This window comes from Sphingomonas sp. Sph1(2015) (assembly GCF_001970915.1).
Classification (GTDB): domain Bacteria; phylum Pseudomonadota; class Alphaproteobacteria; order Sphingomonadales; family Sphingomonadaceae; genus Sphingomonas; species Sphingomonas parapaucimobilis.
The window spans coordinates 1-18101 of the sequence record NZ_MQUI01000061.1; the positions used below are offsets into that span (position 1 = coordinate 1).

Below are 18101 nucleotides of genomic sequence, written 5' to 3' on the forward strand. Positions count from 1 at the left end.
GCCGCGCCCCCCGTCCGCGTCGTTACGCTGCGCAACGGGCATAAGGTCAAGTTCATCGGCGACAATGGCATGGTCCCGATGGTGCCCATGCCTCCGATCCCGATGGTTCAGGCGCGTGCATGCGGCACGGGCAGCAGCGATACCCGCACCAGCTACATGACGGTCGATGGCAAGACCCGGCGGCAGGTGACGATCATCTGCACCGACCGGATCGAGCGGGACGCTCGTCAGGCCTCGCTCACCGCCATCCATGCCCAGCGCACGGCGCAGGTGAACATGCAGATCGCGCTCGCCAGCATCGAGAGTGCCCGCGCCTCGATCACCCGCGACCGCAACCTCTCCGAGGATGCCCGGCGTGACGCGCTGAAGGGCCTGAACGAGGCGACCGCCGAGCTGAAGGCTGAAATGGCGAACCGCGATCGCGACTGATCCGACCACGACTTTACCCCAACTCGACCTCTGTGCCCGTCCGACGGGGACAGGGGTTGCCCTTTGTCCGCCGCTTGCCCACATGGTTCGGAATGGCTGAGCACCCGACCGGCATTCCGATCCTGCTTGAGCCGCTGATTACCCGCGTGCTCGCCCCCAATCCGTCGCCCTTCACCTATACGGGCACGCAAAGCCATGTCGTGGGCGACCGCGATGTGGCGGTCATCGATCCGGGGCCGGACGATCCCGCGCATCTGGATGCGCTGACCCGCGCGATTGCCGGGCGGCCGGTGGTCGCCATCGTCATCACCCATCATCACCGCGACCACAGCCCGGCCAGCCGCCCGCTCGCCCGCCTGACCGGTGCGCCGATCGTCGGCGCGGCCCCCTTCGTCGCCGATTATGAGGGCGGGCAATCCGACGCCGCGTTCGACCGCGACTATGTGCCGGACCGAGTGCTGGCGGAGGGCGAGGGGGTGCGCGGCGACGGCTGGACGCTGAATGCGATCGCAACGCCGGGCCACACCTCCAACCATCTCGCCTTCGCGCTGCCCGAGACCAGGGCGCTGTTCTCCGGCGATCACGTCATGGGCTGGTCGACCAGTATCGTCTCGCCCCCCGATGGCGACATGAGCGCCTATATGGCCAGCCTGGAAAAGCTGATGGAACGCGATGACCGGGTCTATTACCCGGGGCATGGCGAGGCGGTCGACAATCCGCAGCGGCTGGTGCGCGGGATGCTGGGGCATCGCAAGCAGCGCGAGGGGCAGATCCTGCGCCTGCTGGCGGCGGAAGAGAGGTTGCCGATCGCGGCGATGACCGCACGCATGTATGTCGGGCTGAATCCCAAACTGATTCCGGCAGCGGAACGATCGGTGCTGGCACATCTTTATGACCTGCGAAACCGCGGGCTGGTCCGCGAGGAAGGAGCATCATGGATCAGCGCATGACACCTCCCGGCGAAACGCCACAGCCGCCGTCGCGGGCACGCGGCGGGGTCGGGTTGTTCCTGACCAAGGTGGCGGGGGTGCTGCTCCTGCTGGTGCTGGCCGGACTGATCGTGGTTTGGGGTGTGCAGCGCTATGTCGAGGACCGGCTCACTCCCGATCCGACGACCATCGCCCGCGCCAGCCTGGACGGCCTGCGCGAACAGAACCGGCTGTCGGCCTTTGCCGCGCGTTACGTCGCCGTCGTGACCTCGCGCCAGTCGCAGCTGGGCTTTTCGACCGAGCGGACGCTCATCATGCCGGGCATGGTCCGTTACGAGGTCGATCTGGGCAAGCTGCGACAGCAGGATGTGCGCTGGGACGCGAATGCCCGTGTCCTGTCGGTGACGCTGCCGCCGGTCGAGATCGACGGGCCGCAGGTCGATCTGTCGGCGATCCGCGAATATGGATCGGGCGGCCTGCTGACCACCTTCACCGATGCCGAGCAGCGGCTCGACGCGGCCAATCGCACGGCGGGGCAGGTCGAGCTGATGCGACAGGCCCGCGCGCCCGCGCCGATGAAGCTGGCCCGCGACGCGACCCGCCGCGCGGTCGAGCGCAGCTTCGCCATGCCGCTGCGCGCGGCAGGGGTTGGGGGCAGCGTCAAGGTCCGCTTCTCCGACGAGCCGGCGAGTGACGAACGCTGGGACACGACGCGCAACCTGCAAGAGGTTCTTGGCAATGGCGGCTGACGTGGCCGATTGTCGGCGCGAGCCCATGCGCCTAGGGGGAATGCCATGACCATCCAGACGAATCTGACGGGCCTCGACCTGCGCGCCGAGATCGACCGGCTCCGCAAGGAACGCAACGCCGTCATCCTCGCCCATTATTATCAGAAGCCCGAGATTCAGGACCTGGCCGATTTCGTCGGCGACAGCCTGGACCTCAGCCGCAAGGCGCAGGCGACCGATGCGGACGTCATCGCCTTTTGCGGCGTGCGCTTCATGGCGGAGACGGCAAAGATCCTGTCGCCGGACAAGATCGTCGTGCTGCCCGACATGGCCGCCGGCTGCAGCCTGGAGGACAGCTGTCCGCCCGAGCAGTTCGCCGAGTTCCGCGCCCAGCACCCGGACCATATCGCGCTGACCTATATCAACTGCTCGACCGAGGTGAAGGCGCTGTCCGACATCATCGTGACGTCGTCCTCGGCGGAGCAGATCCTGGCGCAGATCGACCCGGCGCAGAAGATCATCTTCGGTCCCGACCGCAATCTGGGCGGCTATCTGGCACGCAAGACCGGCCGCGACATGCTGCTTTGGCCGGGCGTGTGCATCGTCCACGAGGCGTTCAGCGAGACCGAACTGCTCAAGCTGCGTGCCCAGCACCCCGACGCGCCGATCGCCGCGCATCCCGAATGCCCGGCCGTCATCCTGGACCATGCCGATTATGTCGGGTCGACGCGCGGCATCCTGGAATTTGCGCAAACCGTCACCAGCGACACGCTGATCGTCGCGACCGAGCCGCACATCATCCACCAGATGCAAAAGGCGATGCCGGGCAAGACCTTCATCGGCGCGCCGGGCGCGGACGGCAACTGCAACTGCAATATCTGCCCGTACATGGCGCTGAACACCATGGAGAAGCTTTACCTCGCGCTGCGCGACCTGACCCCGCGTGTCGAGATCGAGGAAGGGCTGCGGCTTCAGGCCAAGAAGAGCCTCGACGCCATGCTGACGCTGGCGAGCGGCACGGTCGGCAAGGGCGATCTGGGTCCGCGCCCGTGACGGAAAGCGTGATAGAAGGCTTCGACCTCGACGCCTTCGTTACAGCGACGCTGGCCGAGGATCTGGGGCCGGGCGGGGACATCACCTCGGCGGCGGTGATCCCGGACGGCGCGCGCTTCATCGGCACCATGGCCAGCCGCGATGCGATCACCGTCGCCGGTCTGCCCATCGCCGAGGCATTCTTCCGGCACCTCGACGCGGACGTCGTCATAGAGCGGCTGGTCGAGGACGGCACGAGCGTTCCGGCGGGGACCGACCTGCTCCGCCTGTCGGGCCAGGCGCGCGCGATGCTGACGGCCGAGCGGTCCGCGCTCAACACCGTCCAGCATCTGTCGGGCATTGCGACGATGACGGCGGCCTATGTCGCGGCGATCGCGGGCACGGGCGCGACCCTGCTCGACACGCGCAAGACCATTCCCGGTCTGCGCCTCGTCGAGAAATACGCCACCCGCATGGGCGGTGCGCAAAATCATCGCATGGGCCTGTGGGACGCGGCGATGATCAAGGACAATCATGTCGCGGTGGCGGGCGGCATCGGTCCGGCGGTCACGGCGGCGCGCGAGGCGGGGATCGCCCGGATCATCGTCGAGGTCGACGCGCTCGACCAGATCGAACCGGCGCTGGCGGCGGGGGCGACCCATTTGCTGCTCGACAATATGAACCCCGCGCAACTGGCCGAGGGCGTCGCGCTGGTCGCGGGCCGGGTGCCGACCGAGGCGTCGGGCGGCGTACGCCTCGACACCATCCGCGCCATCGCGGAATCGGGCGTGACCTATGTCAGCGTGGGGCGCTTGACCCAGTCGGCTCCGGCGGCCGATATCGGACTGGATTTCGCCGCTGCCTGAGGCGGATAGCAGAAGGGGAAGATGGTGCGACCAAAGGCGGTGATATTGGGTGAGCGGCTGTCGCTGTTCGCCATCCTGTTGCTGGTGGTGCTGGCGGTCATCGGCTGGGCCGACACGGTCGCGCAGGCCGGGGTGGCGATCGCGATCATCGCCAACGGCCTGCTGGTCGGGCTGTTCCTGCTCGGCACGTTGCTGACCACCCGGTTCGCCAGCCGGGTCGGGCTTGGCTTGCTGATCGTGCTGACGGTCTTGAACATGCTGGGTTTTCTGTATCAGGTGTCGGTCGGTGCGCTGGCCGAAGGCGCATTCGGCGTGCTGACGGCGGTGCAGGCGGCGGCGTCGCTGGTCGCGGTCGTGATGCTGATGCGTCCCAACGCCCTGGCATGGTATCGCGCGATGGCGGAGGTGAGTGACGTATGAAATACGCAATGATCGGGATGGCGCTATTGGCCGCGCCGCAGGTCCTGTCGGCGCAGACGCTGCAATGCACCGCGCCGCGCGGGACACAGTCCATCCGCCCCGACCTGCCCAGCCAGAGCCAGCCGACCCGCGTGCTGCCGATCGGCGGCTATACGCTGGCCATCACCTGGAGCCCGCAATTCTGCCGCGATCCCAAGGGGAATAGCAGCTTCCAGTGCGGCGGCGCCAATCGCTTCGGCTTCACGTTGCACGGTCTGTGGCCCGATGGCGTAGACAAGGACTGGCCGCAATATTGCCGCCCGACCGCGATCCTGCCGCAGGCGGTGGTCCGCCGCCACATCTGCGCCACCCCCTCGGCGCAGCTGATGCAGCATGAATGGGCCAAGCATGGCACCTGCATGAGCGGGTACAGCCCGGCACGCTATTTCCAGCGGTCGAACGCACTATATTACGGTCTGCGCTTCCCGGACATGGACGGACTGTCACGGCGTGGCACGCTGACGGCGGGTGATCTGGCGAGTGCCTTCGCCGCCGCCAATCGGGGCATGACCGCCGACATGATGCGCGTCACCGCCACGCGCGAAGGCTGGCTGGACGAAATCTGGATCTGCCTGAACAAGGCCTTCCGCCCGGCGCGCTGTCCGGCGCATCAGGGGGGATTGTCGCCCAACGCGCCGCTGAAGATCTGGCGCGGCTCCCGCTGACCGGCTTTACCCCTCCAGCACCACGCTGGCGGGGTGATGCTTGTCGAGATGCTTGCGGATGATGCGCAGGTTGCGCGTGTTCGACCGGAACAGCACATCGGCCGCGTCGCCGATCAATGGCACGAAGCCCAGCAGCGCGTCGAAGCCGACATTGCCCATCATCCGCGCCATCTGGAACCTCGACAGTCCCAGGTTGCGCGCCTCCCAGATGATATAGCTGCCCAGCGCCGCGGCGGCGATGTCGCCGACGATCGGCACCAGGCCCAGTATCACGTCCAGCCCGATCGGGCGGTTGAGGCCGGGCAATATGACGACGCGCTCCAGCAGGCGCTCCATCGCCTCGATCCGCTGGCGACTGGCGGCGATGCTCTTGTCGAGCGGCAAAGCGTCGAATGCCGTGGGATCGATGCGGGACGTGTTGGCCATGTCACTCAGTTGGTGACGGCGCGCAACCGGTTCAATGGATGCCAGGCGCGGCTGTTGGTCTGGAATTGCCGCAGTCGCGCCGTGGTGAGCGACCAGCGCAGCGGACGGGCCAGCGGGATGAAGGGCGTGTCGGCGTTGATCGCCGCATCCGCCGCCGCGATCGCCGCGCTTCGCCCGGCCAGTGTGGGGGCCAGCCGCGCCTGCTCGATCGCCGCCATCGCCGCCTCTCCGCAGGGCGCACAGGCGGTGGCGAGATACCAGCGCGCGCTGTCATAGGGGGCGACCGCATCGATCAGGCGGAGGTCGGAAGGGGCATCGAGCGCCACCCGTTCCGGTGTGATGCCTACCGCCAGCAGTGTTGCGCCGATCTGGCCATAGAGAAGGTTCGCGCCCGGTCCCTGCGGCAAGGCGATGCGGAGCCGCACCGGCTGCCCCCAGGCGGCGACCCGCGCCCGCGCCCCGCTCCGCCGTTCGTCCAGATTGAGAAGCGCCCAGCCGGGTATCTGCGGCGGCGCGTCCGAATCGAGTGCATCGGGCAGCAGCCGGTCGGCGGCTTCCCAATTGGGGGCGACCGCCGCCAGCATCGCCGCCCGGTCGAACGCGGCCGATAGCGCCTGACGATTGGCGGCGTCGGCCAGGAAGCCGTCGCGATGGGCGATGCTCAGGCCGAACAGCCCTGCCGCCGGATCGATCCGGATAGCGGACTGGTTGATCCGGACGGCGTCGAGCAGCGGCCATGTCTCGAACCGGCCGCCGAGCAGCAGGTCCGACTGGCCGCCCGCAAAACGCAGGATGGCGCGCGCCGGGCTCTCGGCGATCAGGCGGACATCCTCCTCCGGCGCGGGCGTGGCGTCATCTTCGGGCTCGATACGGCGCGGGTCGGGGATGGGACGTAGCAGCGGCGGCGGACCCGCCTGGATGATGCGGAACGGCCCGGTGCCGCGACGCCCGCGATCGACGATCGCCATTTCGGGCTGGGCGAACAGCTTCAGCAGATCGGGGCGAGGGCGCGACAGGCGGATTTCGATGACCTGCGGCGTCATCACCACGATCTCGTCGATCGCCGTCAGGAAGGGGGTCAGCGGATTGCCCGAACGGGGCGACACCAGGCGACGCAGGATCGCCACGACCTGACCGGCGGTGACGGGCGTACCGTCATTCCACTTCGCCTCGCGCAGGCGGAAGATGAAGCTGCCGCCCTCGTCGATGACGATCCAGCGTTCGGCGAGCCCTGGCTCGATCTGGCCATTGGCGTCGAAACGCACCAGCCCCTGCGCCAGCGCGTCGCGCAGCACGCGGCGCGACGTGTCGCCATCGGTGAGGGTCAGTCCGCCGGACGGGGCGGGAGGGGGCGTGGATTGGACGGTGCTGACGACCACGGCGCCGTGATCGGCATGACGCTCGCAGGCGGTCGTCGCCAGCAGGGCGGCGGCCAATCCGATGGTGCGGACGGCGGGACTCGAACCCGCACTCCATAGGAAGCCGATTTTAAGTCGGCAGCGTCTACCGGTTTCGCCACGTCCGCGCACAGCCCAACGAAGATACCAGGATGCCGCGCAGGTCAAGGGTGGAGCGGTCGGAAAGCCGGAATAGCTGCGTCCTTCCGCCCCGTGACCGGAACAGGATCATTCCGCGTCGACGTTCAGACGCGCGCGCATTTCCTTGCCGGGTTTGAAATAGGGGACGCGCTTGGCGCAGACATTGACGGTTTCGCCGGTGCGGGGATTGCGGCCGGTGCGGGCACCGCGCGCGCGGGTCGAAAAGGCGCCGAAGCCGCGCAGTTCGACGCGACCGTCATCCGCCAGTCGCTTGGTAATCTCATCAAAGAAAATCGTGACGATCAGTTCGGCTTCACGCGGGTTCAGTCCCGGATTACGCTGACCGATTTTTTGCACCAGTTCCGAACGGATCATCGTCTAGTCCCAAGCTTAAGACGGATCGTTCTTAACCTGTGTTTCTCGCTGCTGAAAGTATTTTTATTATACGATTAAGCGACACGTCCGTGTCATTTGGCCGGAACCGGGACATGTTTCCGAAAAAAACATGCCCCGGCCCAGTGACTTACTTCTGGGTGCGCGCCTTCAGCGCTTCGCCCAGAATGTCGCCCAGCGAGGCGCCCGAGTCGGACGAACCATACTGAGCCACCGCCTGCTTCTCTTCGGCGATCTGCATCGCCTTGACCGAGAAGGTCGGCTTCTTCGAACGATCGAAGCCGGTCACCATCGCGTCGAACTTCTGGCCGACCTGGAAGCGCTCGGGGCGCTGCTCGTCACGGTCGCGACCCAGATCGGTGCGCTTGATGAAGCCGGTCGCACCATCGTCGCCCGCCTGGACTTCGAGGCCCGCATCGCGGACTTCGAGGACGGTCACGGTGACGACCTGGTTCTTGTTCAGGCGATCGCCAGCCGCAGCCACGCCGCCAGCGACCGGGCCGCCACGCTCGAGCTGCTTCATGCCGAGCGAGATACGCTCCTTCTCGGGGTCGATGTCCAGGACCACGGCCTGAACGACTTCGCCCTTGCGGTGCAGGTTGAGGGCATCCTCACCCGACACGCCCCAGGCGATGTCCGACATGTGGACCATGCCGTCGACATCGTTGTCCAGGCCGATGAACAGGCCGAACTCGGTGGCGTTCTTGACTTCGCCCTCGACGGTCGAACCGATCGGATGGGCTGCGGCGAACGCTTCCCACGGATTGGCCTGAGCCTGCTTGAGACCCAGCGAGATGCGGCGCTTTTCCTGATCGACTTCCAGGACCACGACGTCGACTTCCTGCGAGGTCGACACGATCTTGCCCGGATGGACGTTCTTCTTGGTCCAGGACATTTCCGAGACGTGGACCAGGCCTTCGATGCCCGGCTCCAGCTCGACGAACGCACCGTATTCGGTGATGTTCGTGACGCGGCCCGACAGCTTCGCGCCGACCGGATACTTGGCGCCGGCGCCATCCCACGGATCGCTCTCGAGCTGCTTCATGCCGAGCGAGATGCGCTGCGTGTCCTTGTTGATGCGGATGATCTGGACGCGCACGGTGTCGCCGATCGCGATCATCTCCGACGGATGATTGACGCGCTTGTACGACAGGTCGGTGACGTGCAGCAGGCCGTCGATGCCGCCCAGGTCAACGAAGGCACCGTAATCGGTGATGTTCTTGACGACGCCGTCGATGATCTGACCCTCGGCCAGGCTCTGGATCAGGCCCGAACGCTGCTCGGCGCGGGTCTCTTCCAGGACCGCGCGACGCGACACGACGATGTTGCCGCGCTTGCGGTCCATCTTCAGGATCTGGAACGGCTGCGGGATGTCCATCAGCGGGGTGACGTCGCGGACGGGGCGGATATCAACCTGCGAGCCGGGCAGGAACGCCACGGCGCCGTTCAGGTCGACGGTGAAGCCACCCTTCACGCGGCCGAAGATCACGCCTTCGACGCGGGCCGACTTCGAGAATTCGAGTTCCAGCTTGTCCCAGGCGGCTTCGCGACGGGCGCGATCGCGGCTGAGCATCGCTTCGCCGTGCATGTTCTCGACGCGGTCGACATAGACCTCGACTTCGTCACCGACCTTCAGGTCGGCCTTCTGGCCGGGGGCAGCGAATTCGCGGAGGGGCACACGGCCTTCCGACTTCAGACCGACGTCGATGACGGCCATGTCGTTTTCGATCGCGGTGACGGTGCCATGCACGACGCGACCCTCGAAGCTGTCGGCACCGCCGAACATGTCATCGAGCATCGCCGCGAAATCGTCGCGCGTGGGCTGGGGGTTGGTTGCCATAAAAGGGTTAGGTTCCTGATAGTTTTCCGCCTCCGGTCCGGGCGATTCCCAAGACCTTCGACGATGGCCGCGCCGACCCCATGCCGACGCCACCAGGCCCGAAGATGAGGCTGAAACACGGAAAAGCGGCGGTCCGCGACAAATGCGGAAAGGACGCTGAGGGCATGGCCCCGCGTCAGCCTCTCCGCGGAACAGGGTCCGCGAGCGGGGCGTCCTTAGCCGAAAACGGGCTTTTGCGCAAGGTGAGGGGGTGTCCTCCCCGGCACGGGGAGAGGGACCGCCGCGAAGCGGTGGTGGAGGGGGCGTGCCGCAAGTGACATCCCTTGGGGCTGGCCCCCCTCCGTCAGCGCTGGCGCGCTGCCACCTCCCCTTGCAGGGGAGGAATTTACGAGCGCGCCTTAGCCGCCACCTGTGCGTCGACGAACTGGATCGCGCGGGCCACGGCCGCGTCAATCGTCAGGCTGGAGGTGTCCAGCGCCGCCGCATCCGCCGCCTGGGTGAGGGGGGCGGTCGCCCGGCCGCTGTCGCGTTCGTCGCGGGCGCGGATGTCGGCGAGCACCTGTTCGAACGACACGTCCGCGCCGTTCTTGACCAGTTCGTTATGCCGCCGCCGGGCGCGGACCTGCGAGGAGGCCTTCACGAACAGCTTGGCATCGGCATCGGGGGCGATGACCGTGCCGATGTCGCGTCCGTCGAGGATCGCGCCGCCGGGCTGCTGCGCGAATCGCTTCTGCCGCTGGAGCAGGGCGGCGCGAACCAGCGGATGCGCCGACACGACCGAGGCGAGCTTGCCCGTCTCATCGTCCCGCAAGGAGGGATCGGCGAGCAGACTGTCGTCGAAGCTGCACGCGGCCACGGCGTCGGCTTCCCTGGTCGGGTCGAGATGCATCTGCCGCACCGTCGCCGCCACCGCGCGGTAGAGCAGGCCGGTGTCGAGATGCGGCAGCCCATAATGCCGGGCCAGCGCGCGGGCGATAGTGCCCTTGCCGCTGGCCGCCGGACCGTCAACGGCGATGATCATGCCATCGCCCCCAGCTTCTCCAGCGTGTCGAAGAAGATGGGGTAGCTGGTCGCAACGGGGGCCGCGTCATCCAGCGTGATGGGATCACGGGCGTTGAGCGCGGCGATGGTCATGCTCATCGCGATCCGGTGGTCGAGCAGCGTGGCGATGGTCGCGCCGCCGGGGATCGGTTCGCCGCCGGTGCCGGTCACGGCCATGCCGTCCTCGAATTCCTCACAACGGACACCGCAGGCGCCGAGCGCATCGGCCATGGCGGTGATGCGGTCCGATTCCTTGACGCGCAGTTCCTCCGCACCGCGGGCGATGGTCGTGCCGGTCGCGAAGGCGGCGGCGACGAACAGCACGGGGTATTCGTCGATCATGCTGGGCGTCAGCTCGGGCGGAACCTCGATCGCCGACAGGGGTGCGTGGCGGACACGCAGGTCGGCGACCGGCTCGCCGCCGACGGTGCGGGCGTCCAGTTCGGTGATGTCGGCGCCCATCATCTTGAGTGCTTCGATGATGCCGGTGCGGGTCGGGTTCATGCCGACATTGGTGATGGTCACGTCTGCGCCGGGCACGATCGACCCCGCGACCAGCCAGAAGGCCGCTGAGGAGGGGTCTCCCGGCACGACGATATTCTGCGGCTTCAACTCGGCCTGGCCGCGAATCGTGATGACCTTGCCCTCGGGCGAGGGGGTGACGGTCAGCTCTGCGCCGAAGCCCGCCAGCATCCGCTCGCTATGGTCGCGCGTCGCGATCGGCTCGATCACCGTCGTCTCGCCCGGCGTGTTGAGGCCCGCCAGCAGGATCGCCGACTTCACCTGTGCCGAGGCGACGGGCAGGGTGTAGCGGATCGGCACGGCCGGGCTGATGCCCCGGACCATCAGGGGCAGGCGGCCGCCCGGCGTGTCCTGAAACTCGGCACCCATTTGCGACAGCGGCTCGATGACGCGGCCCATCGGGCGCTTGGACAGCGAGGCGTCGCCGATAAAGGTCGCGGTGATCGGATGGCTGGCGACCAGCCCCATCAGCAAGCGCGTCGAGGTGCCCGAATTGCCCATGTCGAGCGCGGTCTCGGGCTGGAGCAGCCCGCCCACGCCGACACCATGGATCACCCACACCCCGTCATCCTGCCGAACGATGTCCGCGCCCATTGCGCGCATCGCGGCGGCGGTGGCGAGTACATCCTCCCCCTCCAGCAGCCCCTCGACCCGGCTTTCACCGACCGCGAGCGCGGAGAGCATCAGCGAGCGATGGCTGATCGATTTGTCGCCCGGAACGGCGATGGTGCCGCGAAGAGCGGCGGCGGCTCGCACGGTGCGAGGCTGGGGAAGGGTGTGCGCCATAGATGGCGCGGGCTTTTGACAGGGGCCTTGCGCTGTGGCAAGGCGCGCCCACTTTTCGCTCCGGCGGAAAACCCAATTCCGAAAGGTATGAACGGCATGATCAAGCCGGAATGGGGCACGAAGCGTACGTGCCCGAAATGCGCGACGCGTTTCTACGACCTCGAAAAGGACGACCCCGTCACCTGCATCAATTGCGGGACGCAGTGGGAGCCCGAGCCCATCCTGAAGTCCAAGCAGCCCCTGCCGTTCGAGCAGGCCAAGCCGGAAAGCAAGGAAGCCGACAGCGATCTGGCGGGCGGCGACGACGAGGATCTGGACATCACCGGTGAGGACGAAGAGCCCTCGCCCGACGATGAAGTCGATCTGGGCGGCGACGACGATCTGGGCGTGGAAACGTCCAGCGAGGACGACGAACACTAAGTTGCCCGAACGGGCTCGGCGGGTGCTTGAAAAAAGTGCTTGCCGAGCCACGGCGGCCCCGCTAGTGGGCTGCCTCCACAGCGGAACGGGGCCGTAGCTCAGCTGGGAGAGCGCTGCAATGGCATTGCAGAGGTCAGGGGTTCGATCCCCCTCGGCTCCACCATTCCGCCGGAATAGCCGCATCTCATGATGCGCTGACAGGCCAGTCCGCATCCCGCCGGACGCGCGCCGAAATCGATGGGGCCGTAGCTCAGCTGGGAGAGCGCTGCAATGGCATTGCAGAGGTCAGGGGTTCGATCCCCCTCGGCTCCACCATTTTTTCTGATATCGCCGGTTTTTGAACCATCCCTGATCGTCAGCGGGTGGGTTTTGTCGTTTCGAAATGCGTCATGTGCCCTGAAGCTTCATGCAAACCGTCGCGACATTTCCCCTCGACCACCGTTCAGCCTGAGTGCGATGGCATGAGATGGACACACCCCTCCCCTGAAGGGGAGGAGCTCGCATTGGTTCTTCCACTGTCATCATGGGATGAGCTTCACCCAAGCAGCAACAGCGGGCTGTGCGCTTTGACTTCGCTCAGCGCGAACGGGTGGGGGCGTACATATGGCTGTCGCCCAACAACAAGAAAAAGGCCCCGACTTGCGCCGGAGCCCAGTTTGTCCTCGGGGGGTGAGGATCAGACCGCGGCGAGGCGTCGCTGCATCTGGTGCACCGGGTTGCGCGGGTCGCCGCTGATGTCGGCCAGGCGGAAGCGGGCGACTTCGCGGGCCAGCGTCTCGGCTTCCTGCGCCAGGGTGCGGGCGGCGTCGGTGGCCTGTTCGACCATCGCGGCATTGCGCTGGGTCACGCCGTCCATCTCGGCAACGGCGGTGTTGACCTGTTGCAGGCCAATCGACTGCTGGCTGGCTGAGGCCGCGATCTGCGACACCAGGTCGCTGATCTCGCCGATCCGGCCGATGATCCGTTGCAGCGCGTCACCCGCCTCGTTGACCAGTTCGACGCCCGCGCCGACCTGATCGGAGGAGGCGAGGATGCGCGTCTTTACATCCTTGGCCGCTTCGGCCGAGCGCTGGGCGAGCGCGCGCACTTCGCTGGCGACGACGGCAAAGCCCTTGCCCGCTTCGCCTGCCCGGGCGGCCTCGACACCGGCATTCAGCGCGAGCAGGTTGGTCTGGAACGAGATGCCGTCGATGACGCTGATGATCTCGCTGATCTCCGACGACGAACGCTCGATGCCGCCCATGGCCTCGACCGCGCGGCGGACGATCTGGCCCGACTCCTCGGCCTCGGCCCGCGCCTCGCCGACGATCCGGTTGGCGCGCGAGGCGCCGTCGGCCGTCTGGCGGACGGTCGAGGTGATCTGCTGCATCGCGGCGGCGGTTTCCTCCAGCGAGGCGGCCTGCTGCTTGGTGCGGTCGGACAGGTCGTCCGATGCCTGGCGAATGTCACCAGAGCCGATGCGGATATGCTCGCCGGACTGGGTGACCACGCCCAGCGTCGCGCACATCTGGGCGCGCATCGCCTCGAAACTGTCGGCCAGGGCCTGATATTCGGACGGGAGGCCATCGAGCGAGGCGGTCAGGTCGCCCTTGGCCATTCGGTCGAAGACCGCGCCGCAGCGTTCGATCACCGCACGACGCCCCGCCTGCTCGGCCTCGAAATAGGAGGCCAGCGCAATGTCCATGTCGATCAGCGACGCCTTGACCAGCGCGGTCGCCGCCCGCGCCCGGCGCCGTGCGCCGAACGGCCAGAGCAATCGACCCAGGATCAGCCTGGGCAGGACATATTCCAGCATCCGGGCATAGCCGCTGATATACCAGGTCGGCGCCAGCCCGATCCGCGCATGGACCTGTCCGATATGGGTCGAGGCGGCGGCATAATCGCGATCCAGCGGGCGGGAGAACAGCTTGCGCCAATGCTCCATCTGCTTGTCGCGGGCATGATCCATCCGCGCCTGTGAAGAAAACAGCCCCCGTATCTGCGTGGTGGCGGCGATATGCCGGTAGAGCGCGGTCAGCGCGGCGGGCGCATGCCGCTCGATCGCGCGCTTGATCGTCGGAAATGAGGCATAGCTTCCGGCGCGATAGTCGAATGCCGCCAGTCGCTGTTCAAAATCAATATGGTCCGATCCGCTCACGACGCTTCCTCCCTACCGCCCCAATTTGGGTGAGGGTGGTTAAGAAGCTGTAGAGAAATGGATTTTTCTATATAATCCAGATTGCATCAGGGAATTAAGCCGGGGCCGCCGATGACGGCCCCGGTATCGGCGTCAGGCCGCCAGCCCGTGATGGCGCAGCAACGCATCCGGCTCCGGCGCGCGGCCGCGGAAAGCGCGGAAATTCTCGGCCGCCGGACGGCTCGCCCCGCGTGCCAGCACTTCGCGCCGGAACCGATCGCCCGCCGCCTGGCCTTCCTCGGCAAAGGCGGCGAAGGCATCCGCCGACAGCAGCTCGGCCCAGAGATAGCTGTAATAGCCCGCCGCATAGCCGCCCGCGAAGACATGGCTGAAGCTGTGCGGGAAGCGATTCCACTCGGGCGGCCGAATCACCGACACCTCATCGCGAACATCGTTCAGCACCTCCATCACGCGGCCGCCCCGTACCGGATCATAATCGCGGTGCAGCCGCAGGTCGAAGGTCGCGAACTCGATCTGGCGAAGCAGGAACATTCCCGCCTGGAAGCGCCGCGCCGCCAGCATCTTGGCGAACAATTCGTCGGGCAGCGGCTCGCCCGTCTCGACATGCGCGGACAGCGCGGTCAGCGTGTCGCGGTCCCAGGCGAAATTCTCCATGAACTGGCTGGGCAGTTCGACCGCGTCCCACTCGACGCCCGAAATGCCACCGATCGAGGGCAGGTCGACCTCGGTCAGCAGGTGGTGCAGAACATGGCCGAACTCGTGGAGCAGCGTCACGACATCGCCATGCGCCAACAGGGCAGGGGTGTCGCCGGTCGCGGGCGGGAAGTTGCAGGTCAGATAGGCGATGGGCCGGTGGAAACGGTCGGCATCGCGGAAGCGCGGACGGCACACATCCATCCAGGCGCCGCCACGCTTGCCTGCGCGCGCATGGAAATCGCAATAGACGCCCGCGACGATCTCGCCGCTCTTGTCCTGCACGTCATAATAGCGGACATCGGCGTTCCATACCGACACGTCCGCGCGTTCGACCAGTCGAATGCCATAGAGCCGCTCGATCAGCGCGACCGTGCCCTCCATGACGCGGGGCAGGGGGAAATAGGCGCGGATCGCCTCACGATCGACGCCGAAACGCTCGCGGCGCATATGCTCGGCGACATAGCCCGTGTCCCAGGGTTCGAGCTTGGCGATCCCGAACTTTTCGGCGGCATAGGCGCTCGCCTCGGCCAGCTCGCGCTCGGCCAGCGGGCGGGCACGCGCGGCGAGATCGGACAGGAAGGCCAGCGCTTCGTCGGCCGACTGCGCCATCTTGGTCTCGACCGAACGGGCGGCGGCGTCGTTGAAGCCAAGCAACCGCGCCGCTTCGTGGCGCAGTTCGAGGATACGGTCGATACGGGCGCTATTGTCGTGCGTCGGATCGGCCGCCTGGTCGGAGGCGCGGGTGGCATAGGCCTTGGCGACCCGCGCGCGCAGGTCGCGATGGTCCGCCTGGGTCAGGATCGCCTGCACGCTGGGTTCGCGCAGCGTGACCAGCCAGCCGTCCAGCCCCTTCTCGGCGGCGTAGGAGGCCAGGATCGCCTTCGCATTGTCGGTCAGGCCGGACAGCAGGGCTTCGTCGGTGACATGCTCGCTCCAGGCCTCGCTGGAATCGAGCACGGCATTGCCGAATTCGGTGCTCAGCCGGTTCAGTTCGACGCCGATCTCGCGGAACCGGGCCTTGGCTGCGTCGTCCAGGCCGACGCCCGACAAAGTGAAGTCACGCCGCGCCAGCTCGACCGCGCGCGCCTCGGCCTCGGTCAGCGGCGTCAGGTCGACCCGGTTGAAGGCGGCGAACAGGCGCGGATCCTGGCCCGCCTCCATGCCATATTCGGCCAGCATCGCCTGAGCCTCGGCATAGGCGGCGCGCAGCTCGGGCGTGTCGGCGACCGAATGGAGATGCCCGGCAGGCGACCAGCCCCGCGCAATCGCGAAGCCCGTCCGCTCGCTCGCCAGCACGACATCGCCGAAGTCGCTGGCGTTCGATCCGCCGATCCGGTCGGCGGCGGCGCGCGCGTCGTCGATCATCCGCTCGACTGCGGGCACCAGATGCTCGGGGCGGATCGCGGCGAAGTCGGGCAGGTCGGTATCGGCGAGCAGGGGATTGGTGGTCATTCGGCATCCTTGCGCTTTGTCGTGGGGATCATCTCGGCAGCCGCATCGCGTTCGACAAGACCCTTGCGGTCCATCGAACCGATCCACGCGATCGACATTGCGGATCAGGATGACAGGGCGAATGATCCAAGCCGTTGTTATCGCTATCAGTTGCATTTCATGCAATTGCAATTGCCGAGGTTGCAATTGCTAACATCGGTGCTGCGATGCACAAGGATCGGGCCTTTCAGGCATCCTCTCCTAAAAACTTTCGGCCGGTCGCAAGACCGGCCTTTTTTTTGGCCGCGATTTCCCGTACGGAACGCTCGTATCGTCGGCCAACACACGAACAGAATCACAAATCGGGAGCGGAAGCCGCCGGAAAGACCGGCACCGGCCGAACGATCGGAGTGGGGGTTGAGCGATTCGGCTATGCTCCCCCCATTTTCCCCTCTTCTGAAAATCCACAAAGGGTAGCGTCGCTGTCCTGATTTGCCTATCCGGCGATTTTAATGGCGTTTCGGCGAGGCCTGACGGGTTGCGGAGCGCGTCCAGCCGGGGAGCGCCCATGATCCAGCGCCTGTTTTCCGTCTTCGAGCCGTTCATCCTCAGCCTGCTGGCGACGGTTGCCCTTGCCACCATCCTGCCTGCGCGCGGGGCGTTCGCGACATTTGCCGGCTATCTCGCCGACGCGGGTATCGTGCTGCTCTTCTTCCTGCACGGCGCGAAGCTGTCGCGCGAGGCCATTTGGACGGGCCTGCGCAACTGCCCGCTGCATCTGGCGGTGCTGGCATCGACCTTCCTTCTGTTTCCGCTGCTGGGGCTCGGCATGATCCGGTTGCCCGGTATCGATCCGTCGCTGGCCATGGGCATATTGTTCCTGACCCTGCTGCCCTCGACGGTGCAGTCGTCCATCGCCTTCACCGCGATCGCGCGCGGCAATGTCGCGGCGGCGATCTGCAGTGCGTCCTTCTCCAATCTCCTCGGCATTCTCGTGACCCCGGCCCTGGTGGCCCTCCTGATGAAGGTCGAGGGCGGGGCAGGGGTGTCGCTCGCCTCGATAGAAGGCATTCTGCTGCAACTGCTGGCGCCATTCGTGGTGGGGCATCTGCTCCGGCCATGGATCGGCGGCTTTGTCGGTCGGCATAAAGGCATGCTGACGCTGGTCGATCGGGGCTCGATCCTGCTGGTCGTCTATACCGCATTCGGTGCGGCGGTGGTCGAAGGGCTGTGGACACGCGTATCGCCGGGCGATCTCGGGCGGCTGTTCCTGCTCTGCCTGTTGCTGCTCGGGCTGATCCTCGCGGCGACCTATATGATCGCACGGCTGATGCGTCTGTCGCCGGAGGACGCGATTGTCCTGCAATTCTGCGGATCGAAAAAGAGCCTGGCATCGGGCGTTCCCATGGCGGGCGTCCTGTTCCCGGCGGCGCAGGTCGGCGTCATCCTGTTGCCGGTGATGCTGTTCCACCAGATCCAGTTGATCGCCTGCGCCATGCTGGCCCGGCACTATGGCGAGCAGGCAGGGGCGCGAGGCAGGGGGGAAGAAGCGTAGTGACAGGATGTTTCATCTGCGCGCAAGAAAAACGACATTGATGTGAAAAATGTTGTTGACCGCCAAAGTGGGTCCGCCTATAGGGGTTTCACCGCAGCGGTGGTCGCAACGACTGACCGGTGCAGCTACGACAGATCGGCGCACTTGAGGCCCTGGGAACGGGGTGAAGGGGTGTTGCCGGTATTTGTTGTCGGCTCTTTGACATTGT

17 protein-coding genes and 3 tRNA genes are annotated in these 18101 nt (G+C 66.5%); 11 read left to right on the top strand and 9 right to left on the bottom strand.

Translation table 11 applies throughout. From position 1 onward, the window contains the following. The 7 genes from BSZ14_RS19755 to BSZ14_RS17045 all read left to right on the top strand — a co-directional run. On the top strand, positions 1-429 hold a 429-nt coding region (locus tag BSZ14_RS19755), incomplete at its 5' end, for a hypothetical protein (RefSeq protein ID WP_158069227.1). A 92-nt stretch (positions 430-521) separates the two neighbouring features. Further along, complete coding sequence (locus BSZ14_RS17020; RefSeq protein ID WP_076711823.1) at positions 522-1379, top strand: MBL fold metallo-hydrolase; 858 nt, start codon at positions 522-524, stop codon at positions 1377-1379. Next, on the top strand, positions 1364-2107 hold the full coding sequence (locus BSZ14_RS17025) for a DUF4230 domain-containing protein (protein WP_083748318.1): 744 nt from the start codon (positions 1364-1366) through the stop codon (positions 2105-2107). Before BSZ14_RS17020 ends, BSZ14_RS17025 begins: the two co-directional genes overlap by 16 nt. 45 nt (positions 2108-2152) lie before the next feature. Then, positions 2153-3139, top strand: a complete 987-nt coding sequence (gene nadA / locus BSZ14_RS17030; RefSeq protein WP_058734386.1) for a quinolinate synthase NadA — start codon at positions 2153-2155, stop codon at positions 3137-3139. Continuing rightward, complete coding sequence (nadC, locus tag BSZ14_RS17035; RefSeq protein WP_076711825.1) at positions 3136-3984, top strand: carboxylating nicotinate-nucleotide diphosphorylase; 849 nt, start codon at positions 3136-3138, stop codon at positions 3982-3984. Before nadA ends, nadC begins: the two co-directional genes overlap by 4 nt. A gap of 21 nt (positions 3985-4005) precedes the next feature. Then, complete coding sequence (locus BSZ14_RS17040; RefSeq protein WP_076711826.1) at positions 4006-4404, top strand: hypothetical protein; 399 nt, start codon at positions 4006-4008, stop codon at positions 4402-4404. Beyond that, a complete protein-coding gene (locus tag BSZ14_RS17045; RefSeq protein WP_076711827.1) occupies positions 4401-5108 on the top strand; it encodes a ribonuclease T2 family protein in 708 nt (235 codons plus the stop codon). Before BSZ14_RS17040 ends, BSZ14_RS17045 begins: the two co-directional genes overlap by 4 nt. A 6-nt stretch (positions 5109-5114) precedes the next feature. Here BSZ14_RS17045 and BSZ14_RS17050 read toward each other — a convergent pair whose 3' ends face one another. The 7 genes from BSZ14_RS17050 to aroA form a co-directional block, all read right to left on the bottom strand. Next, positions 5115-5534, bottom strand: a complete 420-nt coding sequence (locus tag BSZ14_RS17050; RefSeq protein WP_076711828.1) for a DUF4112 domain-containing protein — start codon at positions 5532-5534, stop codon at positions 5115-5117. Between the two features lie 5 nt (positions 5535-5539). After that, a complete protein-coding gene (locus tag BSZ14_RS17055; protein WP_241823810.1) occupies positions 5540-6970 on the bottom strand; it encodes an ABC transporter substrate-binding protein in 1431 nt (476 codons plus the stop codon). 5 nt (positions 6971-6975) lie between these two features. Further along, positions 6976-7059: transfer RNA gene (locus tag BSZ14_RS17060), tRNA-Leu, on the bottom strand. Positions 7060-7159: 100 nt separating this feature from the next. Continuing rightward, positions 7160-7447, bottom strand: a complete 288-nt coding sequence (locus tag BSZ14_RS17065; RefSeq protein ID WP_076711830.1) for an integration host factor subunit beta — start codon at positions 7445-7447, stop codon at positions 7160-7162. A 148-nt stretch (positions 7448-7595) separates the two neighbouring features. Then, on the bottom strand, positions 7596-9305 hold the full coding sequence (gene rpsA / locus BSZ14_RS17070) for a 30S ribosomal protein S1 (RefSeq protein WP_007405816.1): 1710 nt from the start codon (positions 9303-9305) through the stop codon (positions 7596-7598). A 385-nt stretch (positions 9306-9690) separates the two neighbouring features. Continuing rightward, positions 9691-10326, bottom strand: coding sequence for a (d)CMP kinase (cmk, locus tag BSZ14_RS17075; protein ID WP_076711831.1), 636 nt, complete (start codon positions 10324-10326; stop codon positions 9691-9693). Further along, positions 10323-11654, bottom strand: coding sequence for a 3-phosphoshikimate 1-carboxyvinyltransferase (aroA, locus tag BSZ14_RS17080; RefSeq protein ID WP_076711832.1), 1332 nt, complete (start codon positions 11652-11654; stop codon positions 10323-10325). Before aroA ends, cmk begins: the two co-directional genes overlap by 4 nt. A 96-nt stretch (positions 11655-11750) precedes the next feature. On the opposite strand from aroA, the gene BSZ14_RS17085 reads away from it, so the two are divergent. The 3 genes from BSZ14_RS17085 (at position 11751) to BSZ14_RS17095 (ending at position 12389) form a co-directional block, all read left to right on the top strand. Continuing rightward, complete coding sequence (locus BSZ14_RS17085; RefSeq protein ID WP_042490188.1) at positions 11751-12074, top strand: TIGR02300 family protein; 324 nt, start codon at positions 11751-11753, stop codon at positions 12072-12074. A gap of 87 nt (positions 12075-12161) precedes the next feature. Beyond that, positions 12162-12237: transfer RNA gene (locus BSZ14_RS17090), tRNA-Ala, on the top strand. A 76-nt stretch (positions 12238-12313) separates the two neighbouring features. Beyond that, positions 12314-12389: transfer RNA gene (locus tag BSZ14_RS17095), tRNA-Ala, on the top strand. 361 nt (positions 12390-12750) lie between these two features. On the opposite strand, the gene BSZ14_RS17100 is transcribed toward BSZ14_RS17095, so the two are convergent. Both BSZ14_RS17100 and BSZ14_RS17105 read right to left on the bottom strand, forming a co-directional pair. Beyond that, the gene (locus BSZ14_RS17100; protein WP_076711833.1) at positions 12751-14211 is read right to left on the bottom strand and encodes a globin-coupled sensor protein; all 1461 of its coding nucleotides are present in this window, start codon (positions 14209-14211) and stop codon (positions 12751-12753) included. Positions 14212-14343: 132 nt separating this feature from the next. Continuing rightward, positions 14344-16359: a M3 family metallopeptidase gene (locus BSZ14_RS17105; protein WP_076711834.1), complete on the bottom strand. Its 2016-nt coding sequence runs from the start codon at positions 16357-16359 to the stop codon at positions 14344-14346. Positions 16360-16906: 547 nt separating this feature from the next. Here BSZ14_RS17105 and BSZ14_RS17110 point away from each other — a divergent pair. Next, the gene (locus BSZ14_RS17110) at positions 16907-17893 is read left to right on the top strand and encodes a bile acid:sodium symporter family protein (RefSeq protein WP_076711835.1); all 987 of its coding nucleotides are present in this window, start codon (positions 16907-16909) and stop codon (positions 17891-17893) included. The last annotated feature ends 208 nt before the right edge of the window (positions 17894-18101 follow it).